This is a genomic window from Massilia antarctica, from assembly GCF_015689335.1.
Classification (GTDB): Bacteria; Pseudomonadota; Gammaproteobacteria; order Burkholderiales; family Burkholderiaceae_D; genus Telluria_A; species Telluria_A antarctica.
This window is the reverse complement of sequence record NZ_CP065053.1, coordinates 7,297,316-7,313,106: the sequence shown is the minus strand read 5'-3', so window position 1 is coordinate 7,313,106 and position 15,791 is coordinate 7,297,316. Positions and strand designations below refer to the sequence as shown.

The following is a 15,791-nucleotide window of genomic DNA, read 5'->3' as shown; positions in this document are numbered from 1 at the left end:
AAAGCCAATGAGCAAGAGCCAGATGGCGCGCGCCATCGACGACTGGTTCGCCCAGCGCAAATGGAAGGTGTTTCCGTTCCAGCGCGCGGTGTGGCGCGCCGCGCTGGCCGGCGAATCGGGCCTGCTGCACGCGAACACGGGCGCCGGCAAGACCTATGCGGTGTGGCTGGCGGCGCTGCTGCGCGGCGCGCTGGCCGGCAAGCGCAAGGCTTCGGGCCTGCGCGTGCTGTGGATTACGCCGATGCGCGCGCTGGCCGCCGATACCCAGCGCGCGCTGGAGGAGTCCGCCGCGGTGCTGGCACCCGGCTGGACGATCGGCGCGCGCACCGGCGACACCAGCTCAAGCGAGCGTGCGCGCCAGTCGCGTTCCATGCCCTCGGCCCTCATCACCACGCCCGAGAGCCTGTCGCTGCTGCTTAGCCACGCGGCGGCGCAGACCCAGTTCGCCAGCCTGGACATGATTATCATCGACGAGTGGCATGAGCTGATGGGCAGCAAGCGCGGGGTGCAGGTGCAGCTGGCGCTGGCCCGCCTGCGTCACTGGAAAGCGCAACTGGTGGTGTGGGGCTTGTCGGCCACGATGGGCAACCTGGCGCAGGCGCAGGACGTGCTGCTGGGCGTTGGCAAGGGCACCCTGGTCGAGGGCGACCTGAAAAAGGAAATCCGGGTCGATACCCTGATTCCCGCCAAGGTGTCGCGCTTTCCGTGGGGCGGGCATCTGGGCATCGCCATGCTGCAGCCGGTGATCGACGAGATCGAGGAATACAACGCGACTTTGGTGTTCACCAATACCCGTTCGCAGTCGGAACTGTGGTACCAGAACATCCTGGAGGCGCGTCCCGACTGGGCCGGCGTGATCGCGCTGCATCACGGCTCGCTCGACCGCGAGGTGCGCGAGTGGGTCGAAAATGGCTTGAAAAAGGGCGATCTCAAAGCCGTGATCTGCACCGCCAGCCTCGATCTTGGCGTGGACTTTCTGCCGGTCGAACGCGTACTGCAGATCGGCAGCGCCAAGGGCATCGCACGCTTGCTTCAGCGCGCCGGGCGCAGCGGCCACGCGCCGGGGCGCGTCTCGCGCGTGACCCTGGTGCCGACCAACAGCCTGGAATTGCTGGAAGCGGCCGGCGCCAGGCACGCCGTCGCGGCGCGCCGCATCGAAGGTCGGCTGGTGCCCAACAAGCCGTTCGATGTGCTGGTGCAGCACATGGTGACGGTGGCGCTGGGCGGCGGCTTTCGCTCCGAACAGCTGTACGAGGAAGTGCGCGGCGCCTGGTCGTACCGCGCGCTCTCGCCGCAAGAGTGGCAATGGGCGCTCGATTTTGTCGCGCGCGGCGGGCAAAGCCTGATCGCGTATCCCGAATACCAGCGCGTGATCGCCGACGACGAGGGCGTGTACCGCGTGCCGAGCGTGGCGCTGGGGCGGCGCCACCGCATGGGCATCGGCACCATCGTCTCCGATTCGACGATGCAGGTGAAGTACATGAGCGGAGGACGCATCGGCAGCGTCGAGGAATCGTTCATCTCGCGCCTGAAGGCGGGCGACCATTTCCTGTTCGGCGGGCGGATCCTGGAATTCGTGCGGGTTCACGAGATGACCGCTTTCGTCAAGCGCGCCACCGGTGCGCGCGGGGCGGTAACGCGCTGGCAGGGCGCCAAGATGCCGATGTCGTCGGAACTGGCGCATGCCGCGCTGGAGGAATTGCGCCATGCCGCGCGCGGCGAGTTCCGTGGCCCGGAAATGGAGGCGATCCGCCCGCTGCTGGAAATCCAGCAGCGCTGGTCCGCGCTGCCCACCATCGACACCCTGGTGGTGGAGGCCATGACCAGCCGCGAGGGCTATCACCTGTTCATGTATCCGTTCGCGGGACGCTCGGTGCACATGGGATTGGCCTCGCTGTTCGCCTACCGCATCGCGCGCGTGCAGCCGATTACGTTTTCGATCGCGATCAACGATTATGGCTTCGAGCTGCTGGCGGCCGAACCGGTGGACTGGGCGCGTGCCTTCCTGGCGGCATCAAGGAAGGTGACGGGGCTTGATGTGCCCCTGTTTTCCACCGAACTGCTGCTCGAAGACGTGCTGGCGAGCTTGAACGCGACCCAGCTGTCGCAGCAGCGCTTCCGCGAAGTGGCGCGCATCGCCGGGCTGGTGTTCCAGGGCTATCCGGGCCAGCCGAAAAGCACGCGCCAGATCCAGGCGTCGTCGTCGCTGTTTTTCGAGGTGTTCCGCAAACACGATGCCGGCAACCTGCTGCTCACGCAGGCGCAGCGCGAGGTGATGGAGCAGGAACTGGAGCTGACCCGCCTGCGCGACACCTTGATCGAGCTGCATGCGCGCGGCGTGGCTTTTCGCGAAGTCAAACGCGCCACGCCGTTCGGCTTTGCGCTGATGGTCGAACGCTTCCGCGAAAAACTCAGCACCGAAAAACTGTCGGACCGCGTGGCGCGCATGCTGCGCGAGCTGGAGAAAGCGGCCCTGCCATGACGTATCGCGAGATGCAGCTGGCTGGCGAAACGGTCTTGCTGCTGCCTGAAAAGGCGCTGTACTGGCCGGCGCGCCAGATGCTGGTCGTCGCCGACATCCACTTCGGCAAAGCGGCCTCATTCCGCGCCCAGGGCGTGCCGGTGCCGCGCGGGACCACCAGCGAGAACCTCGGCGCCCTCGATGCGCTGATGGCCGCGCATGAAACCCGCGAGATCGTCTTCCTGGGCGACTTCCTGCACGCGCGCGCCGCCCATGCGTCGGCCACCTTGAGCGCGATGCTTGTGTGGCGCGCGCGCCACCCGGACCTGATCCTGACCCTGGTGCGCGGGAACCACGACCAGCACGCGGGCGACCCGGCGGCGGCGCTGGCCATCGGCATGGTCGACGAGCCGCACACGGTGGCGCCGTTCTCGTTTTGCCACCATCCCGACATTGCCGCGCCGGGCTACGTGCTGGCGGGGCACGTGCATCCGGTGTACCGGCTCTCGACCCGCCTCGATTCGCTGCGCCTGCCGTGTTTTCTGATCGGACCGGCGCGCATGGTGCTGCCATCCTTCGGCGCGTTCACGGGTGGTTTCGTGGTCGCGCCGGGCGCGGGGGAGCACGTGTGTGTCAGCTCGGGCGAGGCTGTGCATTGCGTACGCTAGCGCACCGACGTCTGCATGCGTAGGGCGTAACTTGACATGACTGCTGGAAATATCCGGCTTCGCTGTACAACCCCGAGGAGATCATCATCAAAACGACAACAATATTGCGCACCGCATTGCGCGCCGCATCGCGCGCCGCGGTCCTGGCCGCGATGCCACTCTTTTCCATGACCCTGGCCGCGCCCGCTCAGGCGCAGCAATACAACAACAATGCCGCCGCCTACGCCCCGGTGATCCGCGGTTTCGACGTGGAAGAAGTACGCCGCCTGAGGCCTGGCGTGGAACTGAACTTCAATCTGTACGGTACCCCGGGCGGGCGCGCCACCCTCAGTATCGCGGGAGCCAACCGCAACCTGAACCTGACCGAAACCGAACCGGGCCAGTATGAAGGCACGTACACCTTGGGCGAGCGCGACCGCATTTCCGGCGACAGCGCGGTGACTGCCAATTTGCGCGTGGGCAACCAAGTGGCCAGCGGCGTGCTCAGCGAATCGCTGCTGCGCGATGTCGGCCGCCATCCGCGCGACAACCAGGGCCGCGAACGCGCCGCCGATGTGCCGCGTATCGCGCGCTTCGAAGTGCAGGGCAACGAGGATTTGACGCCGGGCAATGAGCTGGTGTTTTCGGTGTACGGCACCCCCGGCGCCAAGGTTGACATGACCATCGCCGGCACCCGTGGCGTATTCTTCCTGCCGGAAGTGAACCCCGGCGAATACAGCGGCGGCTATACGATCCGCCGCGCCGACCGGATTGCGCCGAACAGCGCCGTGACCGCCACCATGCGCGTGGGCGGCCGCGTGTCGACCGCTGTTCTCGGCAAGCCGCTGCGTGTCGCGACGGCAACGCCAACGCCAACACCACGTGTGGTGCGTTACTGCACCAATTGCGCCACGGTGGACGCAGTCAACGTGGTCGAAGTCAATGGCGACGGCAATTATCTCGGCACCATCGGCGGCGGCGTGGTTGGCGCCGTGCTGGGCAGCCAGGTCGGCAAGGGCAACGGCCGCACCGCGGCGCAGATCGCCGGCGCGCTCGGTGGCGCTTATGTGGGCCGCAATATCGAGCGCAATGCCCGTAAAACCCAGCATTACGAAGTGGTGATCCGCTTTGCCAACGGCGGCACCCAGACCGTGACGTATGAAAACGATCCAGGCCTGCGTGTGGGCGAAAAGGTCCGGATCACGGATGGCGTGCTGTCGCGCGATCAATAAGCTAATGTGATGCAATGAAAAAAGGCGCCCCGCGGGGCGCCTTTTTCATGGGGAAGCTGCTCAGACCGTGGTGGTGGCCAGCACCTTGCCGTCGCCCGCCTGTTGTTCGGCTTCGGCCTTGGCCTTGGCGGCGCTGTTCTGCTTGGCGCGCGAGCGCGATGGCGGCAGGCGGCGCAGGGTTTTGAGCGCATCGGCGTCCTTGATGCCGATGGTGCGCTGGTCGACCGTGATCAGGCCGATTTCATTGAAAGCCGACAAGGTGCGGCTGACGGTTTCCAGGGTCAGGCCCAGGTAGCTGCCGATTTCATGGCGCGTCATGCGCAGGTTGAACAGCTTGCTGGAATAACCCATGGCGGCAAAGCGGTCGGCCAGGGACACCAGGAAGCGCGCCACGCGGGCTTCGGCGCTGAGCGCGCCGAGCATGCCGATCATGGCTTGTTCGCGCACCAGTTCGCGGCTCATCACGCCGTACATGACATTTTCCAGTTCCAGGTGCACCCTGCCGAGGGCCGTGAGCTTTTTGAATGGCAGCAAGATCAGGTCGCAATCGGACAGGGCCACCGCTTCGGAAGCGTAGTGGCGGGTGTGGATGCCGTCGACGCCGAGCATGTCGCCCTTCATGGGGAAGCTGAGTACCTGTTCGTTGCCGAATTCGTCGATGAGCACGGTCTTGAGAAAGCCGGAATTGACGATGTAGAGGGTATCGAAGGCCTGGCCGATGGTGTGGACGCGCTGGCCGGTCTTGAATTGCACGTGCTGGAACAGCAGTTCTTCGCTGTTGATCGACACCGCCGCGCTGATGTGCAGCAAGTCGCACACTTCCTTGAGATTGGACCAGAGGCGGCCCTGACGCTGCCGGCCTGCTTCCATCGGAGAGGAATGCATGGTCGACGTAGTGGTGGTGCGGGTGTCTTGCGGTGGCGTGGTCAGCATGCTCATCTCCAGGGTAAGGAAAATTCGAAGTTTCAGGCTGCGGGTATCAGGCTTGAACAACGATCTGAACGACCTGCGACCGGAGCTTCAAAAGTGATGTACAGCACGGCTGGCTAGCTTGCGTAAGAACAATTTATAAACCGCAGGAAAGCCGAATCGCTGGATTTAAGTATGCCAACACGAGTCCGGCATTGATATCAGCGAACGCTGAATCTGGGAGTAGGACAGGGCGCGCCATTGTAGGACTATTCCTAGCGGAGGTGGTGATCCACAGAGTGAAAACATGGCTGCGGGGGAGATGTGGAGCGCGTGTTACTGATGGGTGCAGAATAGATCTACTTGAGGTTTCTCGGCACGAAACTACCGCGCCGGTGTCTAAAACTTTTCGCCTCTGTCAGGTCTTGAATGGCGATAGCAGGCGATGGGCCACGGCGTACTGCACCATTTCCGACAAGGACGTCATGCCCATCTTTTGCATGATGCGCGTTTTATGGGTGCTGACCGTCTTCACGCTCAGGTGCAGGCTGTTGGCGATCTCGGTAATCGACTTGCCGCCCACCAACAATGAAAAGACTTCGAATTCGCGGTCCGACAACTGCTTGTGCAGCAACTGTTCGTTGGGTGTCATGATGTTCAGCGCCAGCTGTTCGGCCACTTCGGTGCTGATGTAGGGCCGCCCCGAGGCCACCTTGCGGATCGCCCCCACCAGCTGGGTACCGGCGCTTTCCTTGGTCAGGTAGCCCTGGGCGCCGGCGCGGATGGCGCGCACGGCGTACTGCTCTTCCTCGTGCATGGTGAGGATCAGGATGGCCAGCTTGGGCGCTTCGCTGCGGATCTGGCGGATCAGGTCGACGCCGCTGCGCCCGGGCATCGATAAATCGAGCAACAGCAGGTCGAAGCCGCCCTGGCGCACATGCGACAGCACTTCAAAGCCGTTGATGGCTTCCCCGACAATATCGATGTCGAGGGCGCCGTCGAGGATGCGCTTGAGGCCCTCGCGCATGATCGTGTGGTCATCGGCAACAACAATGCGTATCATAAAATTGCAATCAGATAAGTGAGCATGGGACGGCAAACACGCCGCTGAAAAAAGTCGACTGAACGGCAAGATGGCGCCCGCGCCAGCGGAGCCGCCGCAGTCCGGGACAGGGTACGGCAAAATTGCCGCTTGCGCCATACTCAGACCTGCTAGGTGGCTGCTAGGTTCCCGGCTCCTTGATCAGCCGGTGCACCAGCACCGGCTTGCTGGTGTGCGAGAGCACCTTGTTCGTCACGCTGCCCAGCAACAACTGGCCCCAGCCGCTGCGCCCGTGCGAACCCATGAAGATCAGGTCGCACTGGTGCTGCTCCGCCACCTCGACGATTTTCAGCGCGGCGGCATCGGCAAAGGCCGTCAAGCCCTCGCAGCGCAGCCCCGCATCCTGCGCCGCCCGCAGGACCGAACCCAGGTGCTCCTGGCCGACGCGCCGCATCTGCGCCAGATAGTCCTCTTCGCTGGGATAGGAAGGCGGGATGATTTCCACGTACACCGGGTACTGGTACTCGGGCGCCACGTAGAGGGCCAGCACGTCAGCCCCCATCTGTTTTGCGAAATTGACGCCGGCACAGGCGGTGTGTTTCGATACCGCCGAGCCATCGGTCGTAATCAGAATTTTCCGATACATGATGAGTTCTCCCGCAGCAGGTCGTATTCTGTATTGTAGTGCGCGATCTGACGATTGATAGAACGCAAACCTTTGATCTTGATCAAATTGACAAGCGAGCTCGACTAGAATCGTGTCGTCCCGTTTTTACCTGGAGTAAGGGATTTCACAGCCCGCACCTTCGAAATACAACACTCCGCAGTGTCAATTGCACATCAAAGACACGTTTTCATTAGCGATGGCACAAGTTTCGCGTGCCATTTTGCCGCGACCCATGCACAGTGATTTACCAAGGGCACTTCACGCTGCTAAACTCGCGTAAACCCGGCGATGTTGCCGCGCATCATGCTCTGCCCCGACCTTGCACGGCACCACCAGACACCAGCAGATTGATTGCGAACACCTTACAAACATGGAGAAGCAGGGACTATGACCGACGCCGCTGATGATTTCGACGCATTATTCGAGGAAGTGTCCGCGCAGCGCAGCAGCGAACCGGCGCCCGCAGTTGCGCCGGCGCCCGCCGCCGCTGCCGAAGACGATATGGAAGCATTGTTCGACCAGGTCGCTTCAACCCGTCCCGCCGAGCCCGCGCCCGCGGCCGCCGCCGCCGCCATTGCCGCTCCTGCCGTCGCAGCCGCCGCCCCGGACGCGGAAGGCGGCGCCGTCGAAACCGACGAACACGGCAAGCCCATGTTCGAGCGCCTCGGCGGTATCGTGCGCCTGCTGCACGACTCGCTGCGCGAACTGGGCTACGACAAGGCCCTGTCGGAAGCGTCGACCCAGATCGTCGATGCCCAGGACCGCCTCGAATACGTCGCCAGCCTGACCGAGCAGGCCGCCAACAAGGTCCTCAACACGCTCGACGAAGGCATGCCGGCGCAGGACGTGCTGTCGAAGAAGGCCAAGGTCATGGACACGCGCTGGGCCGACCTGTTCGCCGGCAAGCTCAGCATCGACGAGTTCAAGACCCTGGCCGGCGACTCGCGCGCCTTTGCCCAGACCGTCACCGACGCCACCGAAGCCGAAAAAGCGCGCCTGCTCGACATCATGATGGCCCAGGACTTCCAGGACATCACGGGCCAGCTGATCAAGAAAGTGGTGATCATCACCAAGACGGTGGAACACGAACTGGCCGAGCTGCTGCGCGACAATGCGCCGCCGGCTGTCCGCGAAAAACTGTTGCACAAGCCAGCGCTGATGTCGGGTCCGTCGTTCCCGTCCATCGCACTCGATCAAGACAATGTTGATGACTTACTTGCCGATCTGGGATTCTAATGGACGATATGCTCAAGGATTTCGTCGTCGAGGCGATGGATCTGGCAGTCAACGTAGAAGAACACTTGCTCGCCCTCGAGCGCGACCCGAACAATAAGGAAACGCTCAACGCGGTGTTTCGCTCGTTCCACACGATCAAGGGCGGGGCGGGCTTCATGAACCTGCCGGCCCTGGTGGCGGCCTGCCACCTGACCGAGAACCTGTTCGACGCGCTGCGCACCGGCGCCGCGCCGGTCACGCCGATCGCCATCGAAGCGGCGCTGCAGGCATCCGGCTTCGTGGCCGACCAGCTGACCGACCTGTCGAACGGCGCCCGGCCCGAACAACTGGCCTCGATGCCCGATTCGCTCGAACGCATCCTGGTCAATGCCATCGAAGGCAAGGGCGATGCGCCGCCCAAGCCGGCCCCCGCCGCCGCGCCGGCAGCACCCGCAGCGGTCGCCGCCGCGCCGGCCGCCGCCGCCCCGGCTGGCGCCGCCGCATCCGGCAGCGCCCCTGGCGCCGATGGACTCGACTGGGAAGCCATGTTCGTCTCGGTCACGCCGGCCGGCACCTACACGCCGGCCGAGAAGCCTGCCGCCGCTGCCGCCGTTCCTGAAGCCGCGGCCGCTCCCGTGGCTGCCGCCGCCGCACACGCACCCGCCGCCAAGCCGGCCCTTGATGCCGGCGCCGACCGGCGCGAAGAAAAGGTGCAGGAATTCCGCGCCGCCTCCGCGCCCGCCAAGGAAGACAGCATCCGCGTCGATGCCGTCAAGCTCGACGCCCTGCTCGAAGTGGCCGGCGAGTCGGTGCAGGCCGCCAACCAGGCCGCCGTACTGCTCGAACGCCTGCTGCAATTCAAATTCGAAGGCCCGGCCGCCACCCTCATGGCGACCCTGACCGAAACCCTGGAACGCGCCTCGCGCTATTCGGCCGAACTGCAGCGCGCGACCCTGGCGACGCGCATGCAGCCGGTCGGACGCCTGTTCCAGAAATTCCCGCGCCTGGTGCGCGAACTGGCCAAGGACCTGGGCAAGGACGTCGAGCTGACCATCGAAGGCGCCGAGACGGAAGTCGACCGCGTGGTGGTCGACAGCCTGTACGACCCGCTGGTGCACATGCTGAGAAATGCGCTCGACCACGGGGTCGAGTCGCCCGAAGACCGGCTCGCGGCCGGCAAGCCGTCCAAGGCATTCATCTCGCTCAAGGCCTGGCAGGAAGCGAACAGCGTCATGATCGTGCTGCAGGACGACGGCAAGGGCATGGACCCGAACGCCCTGCGCCGCAAGGCCGTGCAAAAAGGCCTGATCAACGAAAACGGCGCCCCGAGCGACGAAGAAGCCTACCAGCTGGTGTTCCTGCCGGGCTTTTCGACCAAGGAAGTAGCGTCGTCGGTGTCCGGCCGCGGGGTCGGCATGGACGTGGTCAAGACCGCCGTGGAAAAGAACCGTGGCGCGATCCACATCGATTCCTCGCTCGGCCACGGCACCAAGTTCGCGATCCGCCTGCCGATCGAACTGTCGATCGTGCCGACCATGCTGGTGTCGACTTCCGGCGCCGCCCTGGCGCTGCCGATGGCGGTGGTCCAGCGCGTGGTCGAACTGCCCGATAACTTCATGAACGTCGGCGGCGCGCCGGTGCTTAAGGACCAGGGACGTCCGCTGCCGGTGCGTTCGCTGGCAAGCTCGCTCGGTTACGAAGCCTGTTCCGAAAAAGTCGGCATCGTCATCGCCGCGCCGCAGCCGTACATCCTCGCGGTGGAAGCGGTAGACGGCACCGCCGACCTGGTGATCAAGCCGATGACCGCCATCAGCGTCGACGGCATCACCGGCACCGCGCGCTCGGCCGAAGGCGAGCTGGTACTGGTGGTCGGCCTGTCGTTCCTCATGGATGGCTGCCGCGGCACCCTCAAAGTCGCCGCCTGATTGTCCCCCAGCGCTGCCGCCGGACCCGTTCCGCGGCAGCGCTTCCGTTTTTCTCCCGTAGTGACAAGATTCCCATTGTCTTGCCTGCTAATGCATGGCAACATGGCATCGTTTATTTATTTTTGAAAACTTTTACTGGAAGTCGCGTTGCGATGGCGTCGGAAACTTTTGAGCAGATGCTGAGTGCAGCGCAGGCGGATGGATCTTTGCATCCGGCCTGGAAGAAATTGGTGCACACGCATTTCTTCGTTCCCGTCAGAGCCGCTTCCGGCAGCGCCGCGAGCAGCGCCGAGTTGTATCTGACCGATGCCGCGGGCGACGGCAAGCGCACGGTCCTGGTGGCGCAAGTGCGCGAGCGGGTCGACCAACAGCAAGGCAGCGTGCTGATCTCGCTGCAAGGGCTTGATCTGGTGCGCATGCTGCAGCCCGGCGCCGGCATCCGGATCGCCCTGAGCGATCGCGTCTTCGAGATCGCCAGCGAGCGGGTCGAGTGGCTCAGGATGGGCATTGAAGCGTCGCTGGCCAAGGCCGCCGCCACGGCGCGCGACGCGGCGGGGGCGCCTGCGCCGGCACCGGTCGTCCCCGCGCAGGCGCCGCCCGCCCCGGTACGGCAACAGGCTGGCGTACCGCTCGACATCGCCGCCCTCAAGCCGCGCAACGTCACCATCGCCGACATCGGCCTCGCCTTCTTCGTGCCGGCCGGCTGGCACCAGAGCCGCACGCCGAGGGGTTTGCGCTTTCGCGACGACAGCAGCAGCGTGCTCGAAGCGACCGGTCTTCATCGTCCCAACGTCTCGCTGCGCCAGTGGGTCGGCATGCGCCTGGCGATCGTGCAGCACGAAATGCGCTACCTGAAGCAGGATGGCGAACCGTACGACATCGATGGCGACGACTGGGGCGACCGGGTCAAGGGCAAGGCCATGGAATTTACCGGCACCTTTCCCGGCGACGAATGCGAAAGCCGCTATCTGGTCGCCTGCATCCGCATCGACGGCACCGTGTGCGCCATGACGATACGCGCTCCGTCCGACGCCTTCGAGCAAAACCGGGCCCTGTACAAGTGGTTCCTGAGCCGGGTCGACATCACCGCTGCGCCGGCCGGGGTGTACGGCGCGCCAGCGTCAGGCGCCGGCAGCGCCGGGGCGATCGAAGCGGGTGACGCGCCGGGCGTGTTCGGCTTCTCGATGCGAGGCCGCATCGGCCGCATGCGCGCGCTGGCGTATTCGCTGCCGGTGTACTTGCCGCTGGTCGTGCTGGCTATCGGGAGCGCCGCCATCGCGCCGAAAATGTCGCGCGGCGGGAGTGCCGCGATCCTGGCGGCCATCGCCGTGTTGATGTTTTTCTGCGTGCGCCTGATGGTGCTGCGCCTGCACGACGTGAACGTGAGCGGCAAGTGGCTGCTCGGGTTCATGCTGGCCATCGGCCTCGGAGGCGCGCTGGGCAAGGAAAATTTCGTCATCGTCGCGTCGCTGATGTTCTGGACCGGATCGATGCTCATGTATTGCTTCGTGCGAGGCAGCGACGGCGACAACGATTTCGGCGAGGCGCCCGGCCCCGATTCCAACCTCGTCAAGCTCGGCGCGGGCATGCTCATCTTCCTGCAGACTGCCTCGATCGGGCTGCATTTGCAGAGGAACGGCTTCGGCGACGGCCAGGTTCCCAACCCGGTACATTATCTCGATCGCAGCAAGCCGGTCGACCCGAATGTCTGGTTCTGGGTCTCGCCCGACAAGAACATGACGGTCGATTTTCCCGGCAAGCCGCAGGAAGTGGCCACGCCGGAAGCGCTGCAGGCGCGCCCCGGCAGCGGCGTCACGCGGCAATTGAGCACCACGGCGGAAGGACGGATCTACCTGGTGCAAGTGGTCGACTATGGACACACGCCGCTCGACGCCAAGCTCGTTGTGCTCGCGATGCGGGCGTCGGTGATCGGGGCCGAGGGCGAACTGGTGAGTGAAAAGATGAGTCTGTTTTTCATGGGCCATCCGGGAGGCGAGGTCAAGGTACGGCTCCCGGGCGGGGTCATGCGCTCGGCCCGGTTTGCCGTGGCCGGCTCCAAAACGTACATGGCGCTGGCCGTCTCCAAGAGCGACCCGGCGTCGACGGCAAGGGTCGACGAGTTCCTTGAATCATTCACCCTGACCCGCTAAGCCAAGCGATCGTTCATCGATGCGGCGCATTCAGTGAATAAACGTCAGCCTCGGACCAGCTCCGGGGCGGTGCGCAGTTTCCCGCGTTTCCTTCCCTTATTTACAACAGTCAAGTTGTCTTGCCAATCAATACATGGCACGATGGCGCCCATATTCTTGCAAGAAGAAAACTAATATTAAGGCTGGCAAATAAAATGGCGTCGGAAACTTTTGAGCAAGTGCTCACCGCTGCGCAGGCGAATGGGTCGATCAACCCAGCGTGGAAAAAATTCGTGAATACGAAGTTTTTCGTTCCCGTCGTCCAGCCTGGCGCCAGTGAGACCGGCGGCGTCAAGCTGCGCACGCGCGACGGCAAGGGCGACGGCTTGCGTTCGATCGTGATTTCGGAAGTGCGCGAACGGGCCGAAGACGGGCAAGGCAGCCTGCTGGCCGCGCTCTCGGGCGCCGATGTGGTGCGCTTGCTGCAGGCCGACGTCGCCATCGTGGTGGCGCTGAGCGACCGCAGCTTCGACATCGCCCACGACCGCGTGGCCTGGCTCAGGAATAGCATCGAAGCGTCGCTGGCCAAGGCCGCCGCCGCCAAGGCCGGCGCCGCCGCGACCGTGCCCGCAGCCGCGCCGGCTCCGGCGCCCGCAGCGGCCGTTCTCGACAAGCCTGCCCCGGTGCGGCGTGCCGCCAGCGGTCCGCTCGATGTCGCCGCGCTCAAGCCGCGCTATGTCAACATCGCCCAGATCGGCTTGCAATTTTTTGTGCCGGCCGCATGGCGCAAGTCCACCATGGCGGACGGCTTGCGCTTTCATGACGACAGCACCGGCACGGTGATCGAAGCGGTCGGTTATGTGCGTCCCCGAGTCTCGCTCAACAAGTGGGTGGAAACGCGCCTGGCCGTGGTCAAGCACGAAATGCGCTACCTCAAGCAAGCCGGCGAAGCTTACGCCATCGACGGCTTCGAGTGGGGCGACCGGGTCACCGGCAAGGCCATCGAATTTACCGGGACCGTTCCCGGCGACGCGTTCGAGAGCCGCTGCCTGGTCGCCCTCATGCGCATCGACGGCATCGTGGTGGCGATCACGATCCGCGCGCCGGCGGACGATTTCGAGCAAAACCGCTCCCTGTACAAGTGGCTCCTGACCCGCGTCGAATTCGATGAGACCGTCGCGGCCGAGCCTCACCGCGCGCCCGCATCGGGGCCCGGCTACGCCGACCGCGTCGCGGCCGATCCTTACCGCCCGCCCGCATCGGGGCACGCCTACGCCGACCAGGACCTGCCGCGCGACGAGCCGGGCGCGTTTAGCTTTTCGATGGAAGGCCGCATCGGCCGCGTGCGCGCGCTGGCGTATTCGCTGGTGGTGTTCATGCCCTTGATCGTGCTGGCCGTCGCGTTGGGATTGCTGTCGCCGAAAGGCGGTTCCGGCGCGACGGGCGTGATGGGCGCGATTGGCATCGGTGTCATTGTCTCGATGTTGTTCTGCCTGCGGCTGCTGGTGCTGCGCATGCACGACGTGAACCTGAGCGGGAAGTGGATTTTTGGGTTCTTTCTCGTCGTGTGCGTGGGCGGCGCCTTGGGCGGCCGGAATTTCTCCACCATCGCCACGATCATTTTCTGGCTCGGCTTGATGATCATCTACTGCTTCATTCCTGGCACCGACGGCGAGAACGAGTTCGGCGAGGCCCCGGGTCCGAATTCCACCCTGATCAAGGTCGGCGCGGGCGTGTTCGTCGCCCTCCAGGTCTTTTCGCTGGTGGGGCAGTCGAAGATGCGCAACATGAATACGCGCAAGGCGCCGGACGTGACGTCCGCTACGATGGGTTCGTTCGCTAACACGATACATTCGGTGAATAAACTTCAGTAAAGGCGTATCAAAAACTGCGAAAGTATCAAAATGGTGCAAGGACTACTGCGCTGCACAAATATGGCATAATCAAATGCGGTACTTGATTCATGCAGTCGCCTACTACCTTCCATCATGATAAAAACGCTCTACGACAAACTCTGGGAATCGCACATCGTGCGTTCCGACGACGACGGTACGACGGTGCTTTACATCGACCGCCACCTGCTGCATGAAGTGACCAGCCCACAGGCCTTCGATGGCCTGCGCGCCGCCAACCGCAAGCTATGGCGCAATTCGGCCAACCTCGCGGTAGCCGACCATAACGTGCCGACCACCGACCGCAAGGATGGCATCGCCGACCCCACCTCGCGCCTGCAGGTCGAAACCCTGGACGCCAACTCCAAGAGTTACGGCCTGACCTACTTCAACATGAACGACAAGCGCCAGGGCATCGTGCACGTGATCGGTCCGGAGCAGGGCGCCACCTTGCCCGGCATGACGGTGGTGTGCGGCGACTCGCACACGTCCACCCACGGCGCCTTCGGCTGCCTGGCGCACGGCATCGGCACCTCCGAGGTCGAACACGTGCTGGCGACGCAAACCTTGCTGGCCAAGAAATCCAAATCCATGCTGGTGCAGGTCGACGGCGCGCTGCCGGCGGGCGTGACCGCCAAGGATATCGTGCTGGCCGTGATCGGCAAGATCGGCACCGCCGGCGGTACCGGCTACGCCATTGAATTCGGCGGCGCCGCGATCCGCGCGCTGTCGATGGAAGGGCGCATGACGGTCTGTAACATGGCGATCGAAGCGGGTGCGCGCGCCGGCATGATCGGGGTGGACGACACCACCATCAACTACGTCAAGGGCCGCCCGTACGCCCCGGCCGGTCCGCACTGGGACCGCGCGGTCGATTACTGGCGCACCTTGCATTCGGACCAGGGCGCCCAGTTCGACATGGTGGTGCTGCTCAATGCCGCCGAAATCAAGCCGCAGGTCACCTGGGGCACCTCGCCCGAAATGGTCACCTCGATCGATGGCCGCGTGCCCGATCCCGACCAGGAAAAAGACCCCGTGCGGCGCGACGCCATGGAAAAAGCGCTGGTCTACATGAACCTCAAGCCCAACACCCCGATCGCCGACATCCGCATCGACAAGGTGTTCATCGGTTCGTGCACCAATTCGCGCATCGAAGATTTGCGCGCGGCCGCGGCCGTGGTGCGCGGCAAGCACCGGGCGTCGAACGTGCGCCTGGCGCTGGTGGTGCCGGGCTCCGGGCTGGTGAAAGACCAGGCCGAGCGCGAAGGGCTGGACAAGATTTTCAAGGACGCGGGCTTCGAATGGCGCGAGCCAGGCTGCTCGATGTGCCTTGCCATGAATGCCGACCGGCTCGAGCCGGGCGAGCGCTGCGCCTCGACCTCGAACCGCAATTTCGAAGGTCGCCAGGGGCAGGGCGGGCGTACCCACCTGGTATCGCCCGCCATGGCGGCGGCGGCCGGCATCACCGGCCATTTCGTCGACGTGCGCGCACTGCGCTAACATCCATCGTCTGTGAGTTTGTAATGAAAAAGCTGTTGGCCCTGTTCGCCATCGCACTGCTGCTCGCCGCTTGCAATACCGTATCGGGCTTTGGCAAGGACATTCAAAAAGTCGGCCAGAAGATAGACGGCGCCGGCAAAAAATAACAGGCGGATCCGCGGACCGCCGCGTC

At 64.3% G+C, this 15,791-nt stretch carries 12 protein-coding genes; 9 read left to right on the top strand and 3 right to left on the bottom strand.

What is annotated here, in order from left to right; translation table 11 throughout:
* Positions 1 to 7 precede the first annotated feature (7 nt).
* The 3 genes from IV454_RS32140 (at position 8) to IV454_RS32130 (ending at position 4,340) form a co-directional block, all read left to right on the top strand.
* Positions 8 to 2,482, top strand: coding sequence for a ligase-associated DNA damage response DEXH box helicase (locus IV454_RS32140; protein ID WP_206089597.1), 2,475 nt, complete (start codon positions 8 to 10; stop codon positions 2,480 to 2,482).
* A complete protein-coding gene (gene pdeM / locus IV454_RS32135) occupies positions 2,479 to 3,129 on the top strand; it encodes a ligase-associated DNA damage response endonuclease PdeM (RefSeq protein ID WP_206089596.1) in 651 nt (216 codons plus the stop codon). Before IV454_RS32140 ends, pdeM begins: the two co-directional genes overlap by 4 nt.
* Positions 3,130 to 3,233: 104 nt before the next feature.
* Complete coding sequence (locus tag IV454_RS32130) at positions 3,234 to 4,340, top strand: outer membrane lipoprotein (RefSeq protein ID WP_206089595.1); 1,107 nt, start codon at positions 3,234 to 3,236, stop codon at positions 4,338 to 4,340.
* Between the two features lie 60 nt (positions 4,341 to 4,400).
* Here IV454_RS32130 and IV454_RS32125 read toward each other — a convergent pair whose 3' ends face one another.
* From IV454_RS32125 to IV454_RS32115, 3 genes are all read right to left on the bottom strand, one after another.
* A complete protein-coding gene (locus tag IV454_RS32125) occupies positions 4,401 to 5,210 on the bottom strand; it encodes a Crp/Fnr family transcriptional regulator (protein WP_054264677.1) in 810 nt (269 codons plus the stop codon).
* A gap of 457 nt (positions 5,211 to 5,667) precedes the next feature.
* The gene (locus IV454_RS32120) at positions 5,668 to 6,312 is read right to left on the bottom strand and encodes a response regulator (protein ID WP_054263975.1); all 645 of its coding nucleotides are present in this window, start codon (positions 6,310 to 6,312) and stop codon (positions 5,668 to 5,670) included.
* A gap of 160 nt (positions 6,313 to 6,472) precedes the next feature.
* A complete protein-coding gene (locus IV454_RS32115) occupies positions 6,473 to 6,937 on the bottom strand; it encodes a universal stress protein (RefSeq protein ID WP_206089594.1) in 465 nt (154 codons plus the stop codon).
* A gap of 408 nt (positions 6,938 to 7,345) precedes the next feature.
* Between IV454_RS32115 and IV454_RS32110 the strand changes: the two genes are divergently transcribed.
* From IV454_RS32110 to IV454_RS32085, 6 genes are all read left to right on the top strand, one after another.
* Positions 7,346 to 8,194 carry a protein phosphatase CheZ gene (locus IV454_RS32110; RefSeq protein WP_206089593.1) on the top strand — a complete coding sequence of 283 codons (849 nt, stop codon included), beginning with the start codon at positions 7,346 to 7,348 and terminating at the stop codon, positions 8,192 to 8,194.
* On the top strand, positions 8,194 to 10,098 hold the full coding sequence (locus IV454_RS32105) for a chemotaxis protein CheA (RefSeq protein WP_206089592.1): 1,905 nt from the start codon (positions 8,194 to 8,196) through the stop codon (positions 10,096 to 10,098). The genes IV454_RS32110 and IV454_RS32105 overlap by 1 nt, the downstream gene beginning before the upstream one ends.
* Before the next feature lie 230 nt (positions 10,099 to 10,328).
* A complete protein-coding gene (locus IV454_RS32100) occupies positions 10,329 to 12,248 on the top strand; it encodes a DUF805 domain-containing protein (RefSeq protein ID WP_206089591.1) in 1,920 nt (639 codons plus the stop codon).
* Positions 12,249 to 12,520: 272 nt separating this feature from the next.
* Positions 12,521 to 14,101 (top strand): DUF805 domain-containing protein, encoded by a 1,581-nt coding sequence (locus IV454_RS32095; RefSeq protein WP_206089590.1) that lies wholly within the window; start codon positions 12,521 to 12,523, stop codon positions 14,099 to 14,101.
* 114 nt (positions 14,102 to 14,215) lie between these two features.
* Entirely contained in the window at positions 14,216 to 15,619 is a 1,404-nt protein-coding gene (gene leuC, locus IV454_RS32090; protein WP_206089589.1) for a 3-isopropylmalate dehydratase large subunit, read from the top strand.
* Positions 15,620 to 15,642: 23 nt separating this feature from the next.
* Entirely contained in the window at positions 15,643 to 15,765 is a 123-nt protein-coding gene (locus tag IV454_RS32085; protein ID WP_206089588.1) for an entericidin A/B family lipoprotein, read from the top strand.
* The last annotated feature ends 26 nt before the right edge of the window (positions 15,766 to 15,791 follow it).

Coding starts and splice junctions, on each gene's coding strand:
- IV454_RS32140 (WP_206089597.1), top strand. CDS start 8: ATGAGCAAGAGCCAGATGGCGCGCGCCATCGACGACTGGTTCGCCCAG.
- pdeM (WP_206089596.1), top strand. CDS start 2,479: ATGACGTATCGCGAGATGCAGCTGGCTGGCGAAACGGTCTTGCTGCTG.
- IV454_RS32125 (WP_054264677.1), bottom strand. CDS start 5,210: ATGGAAGCAGGCCGGCAGCGTCAGGGCCGCCTCTGGTCCAATCTCAAG.
- IV454_RS32120 (WP_054263975.1), bottom strand. CDS start 6,312: ATGATACGCATTGTTGTTGCCGATGACCACACGATCATGCGCGAGGGC.
- IV454_RS32115 (WP_206089594.1), bottom strand. CDS start 6,937: ATGTATCGGAAAATTCTGATTACGACCGATGGCTCGGCGGTATCGAAA.
- IV454_RS32110 (WP_206089593.1), top strand. CDS start 7,346: ATGACCGACGCCGCTGATGATTTCGACGCATTATTCGAGGAAGTGTCC.
- IV454_RS32105 (WP_206089592.1), top strand. CDS start 8,194: ATGGACGATATGCTCAAGGATTTCGTCGTCGAGGCGATGGATCTGGCA.
- leuC (WP_206089589.1), top strand. CDS start 14,216: ATGATAAAAACGCTCTACGACAAACTCTGGGAATCGCACATCGTGCGT.
- IV454_RS32085 (WP_206089588.1), top strand. CDS start 15,643: ATGAAAAAGCTGTTGGCCCTGTTCGCCATCGCACTGCTGCTCGCCGCT.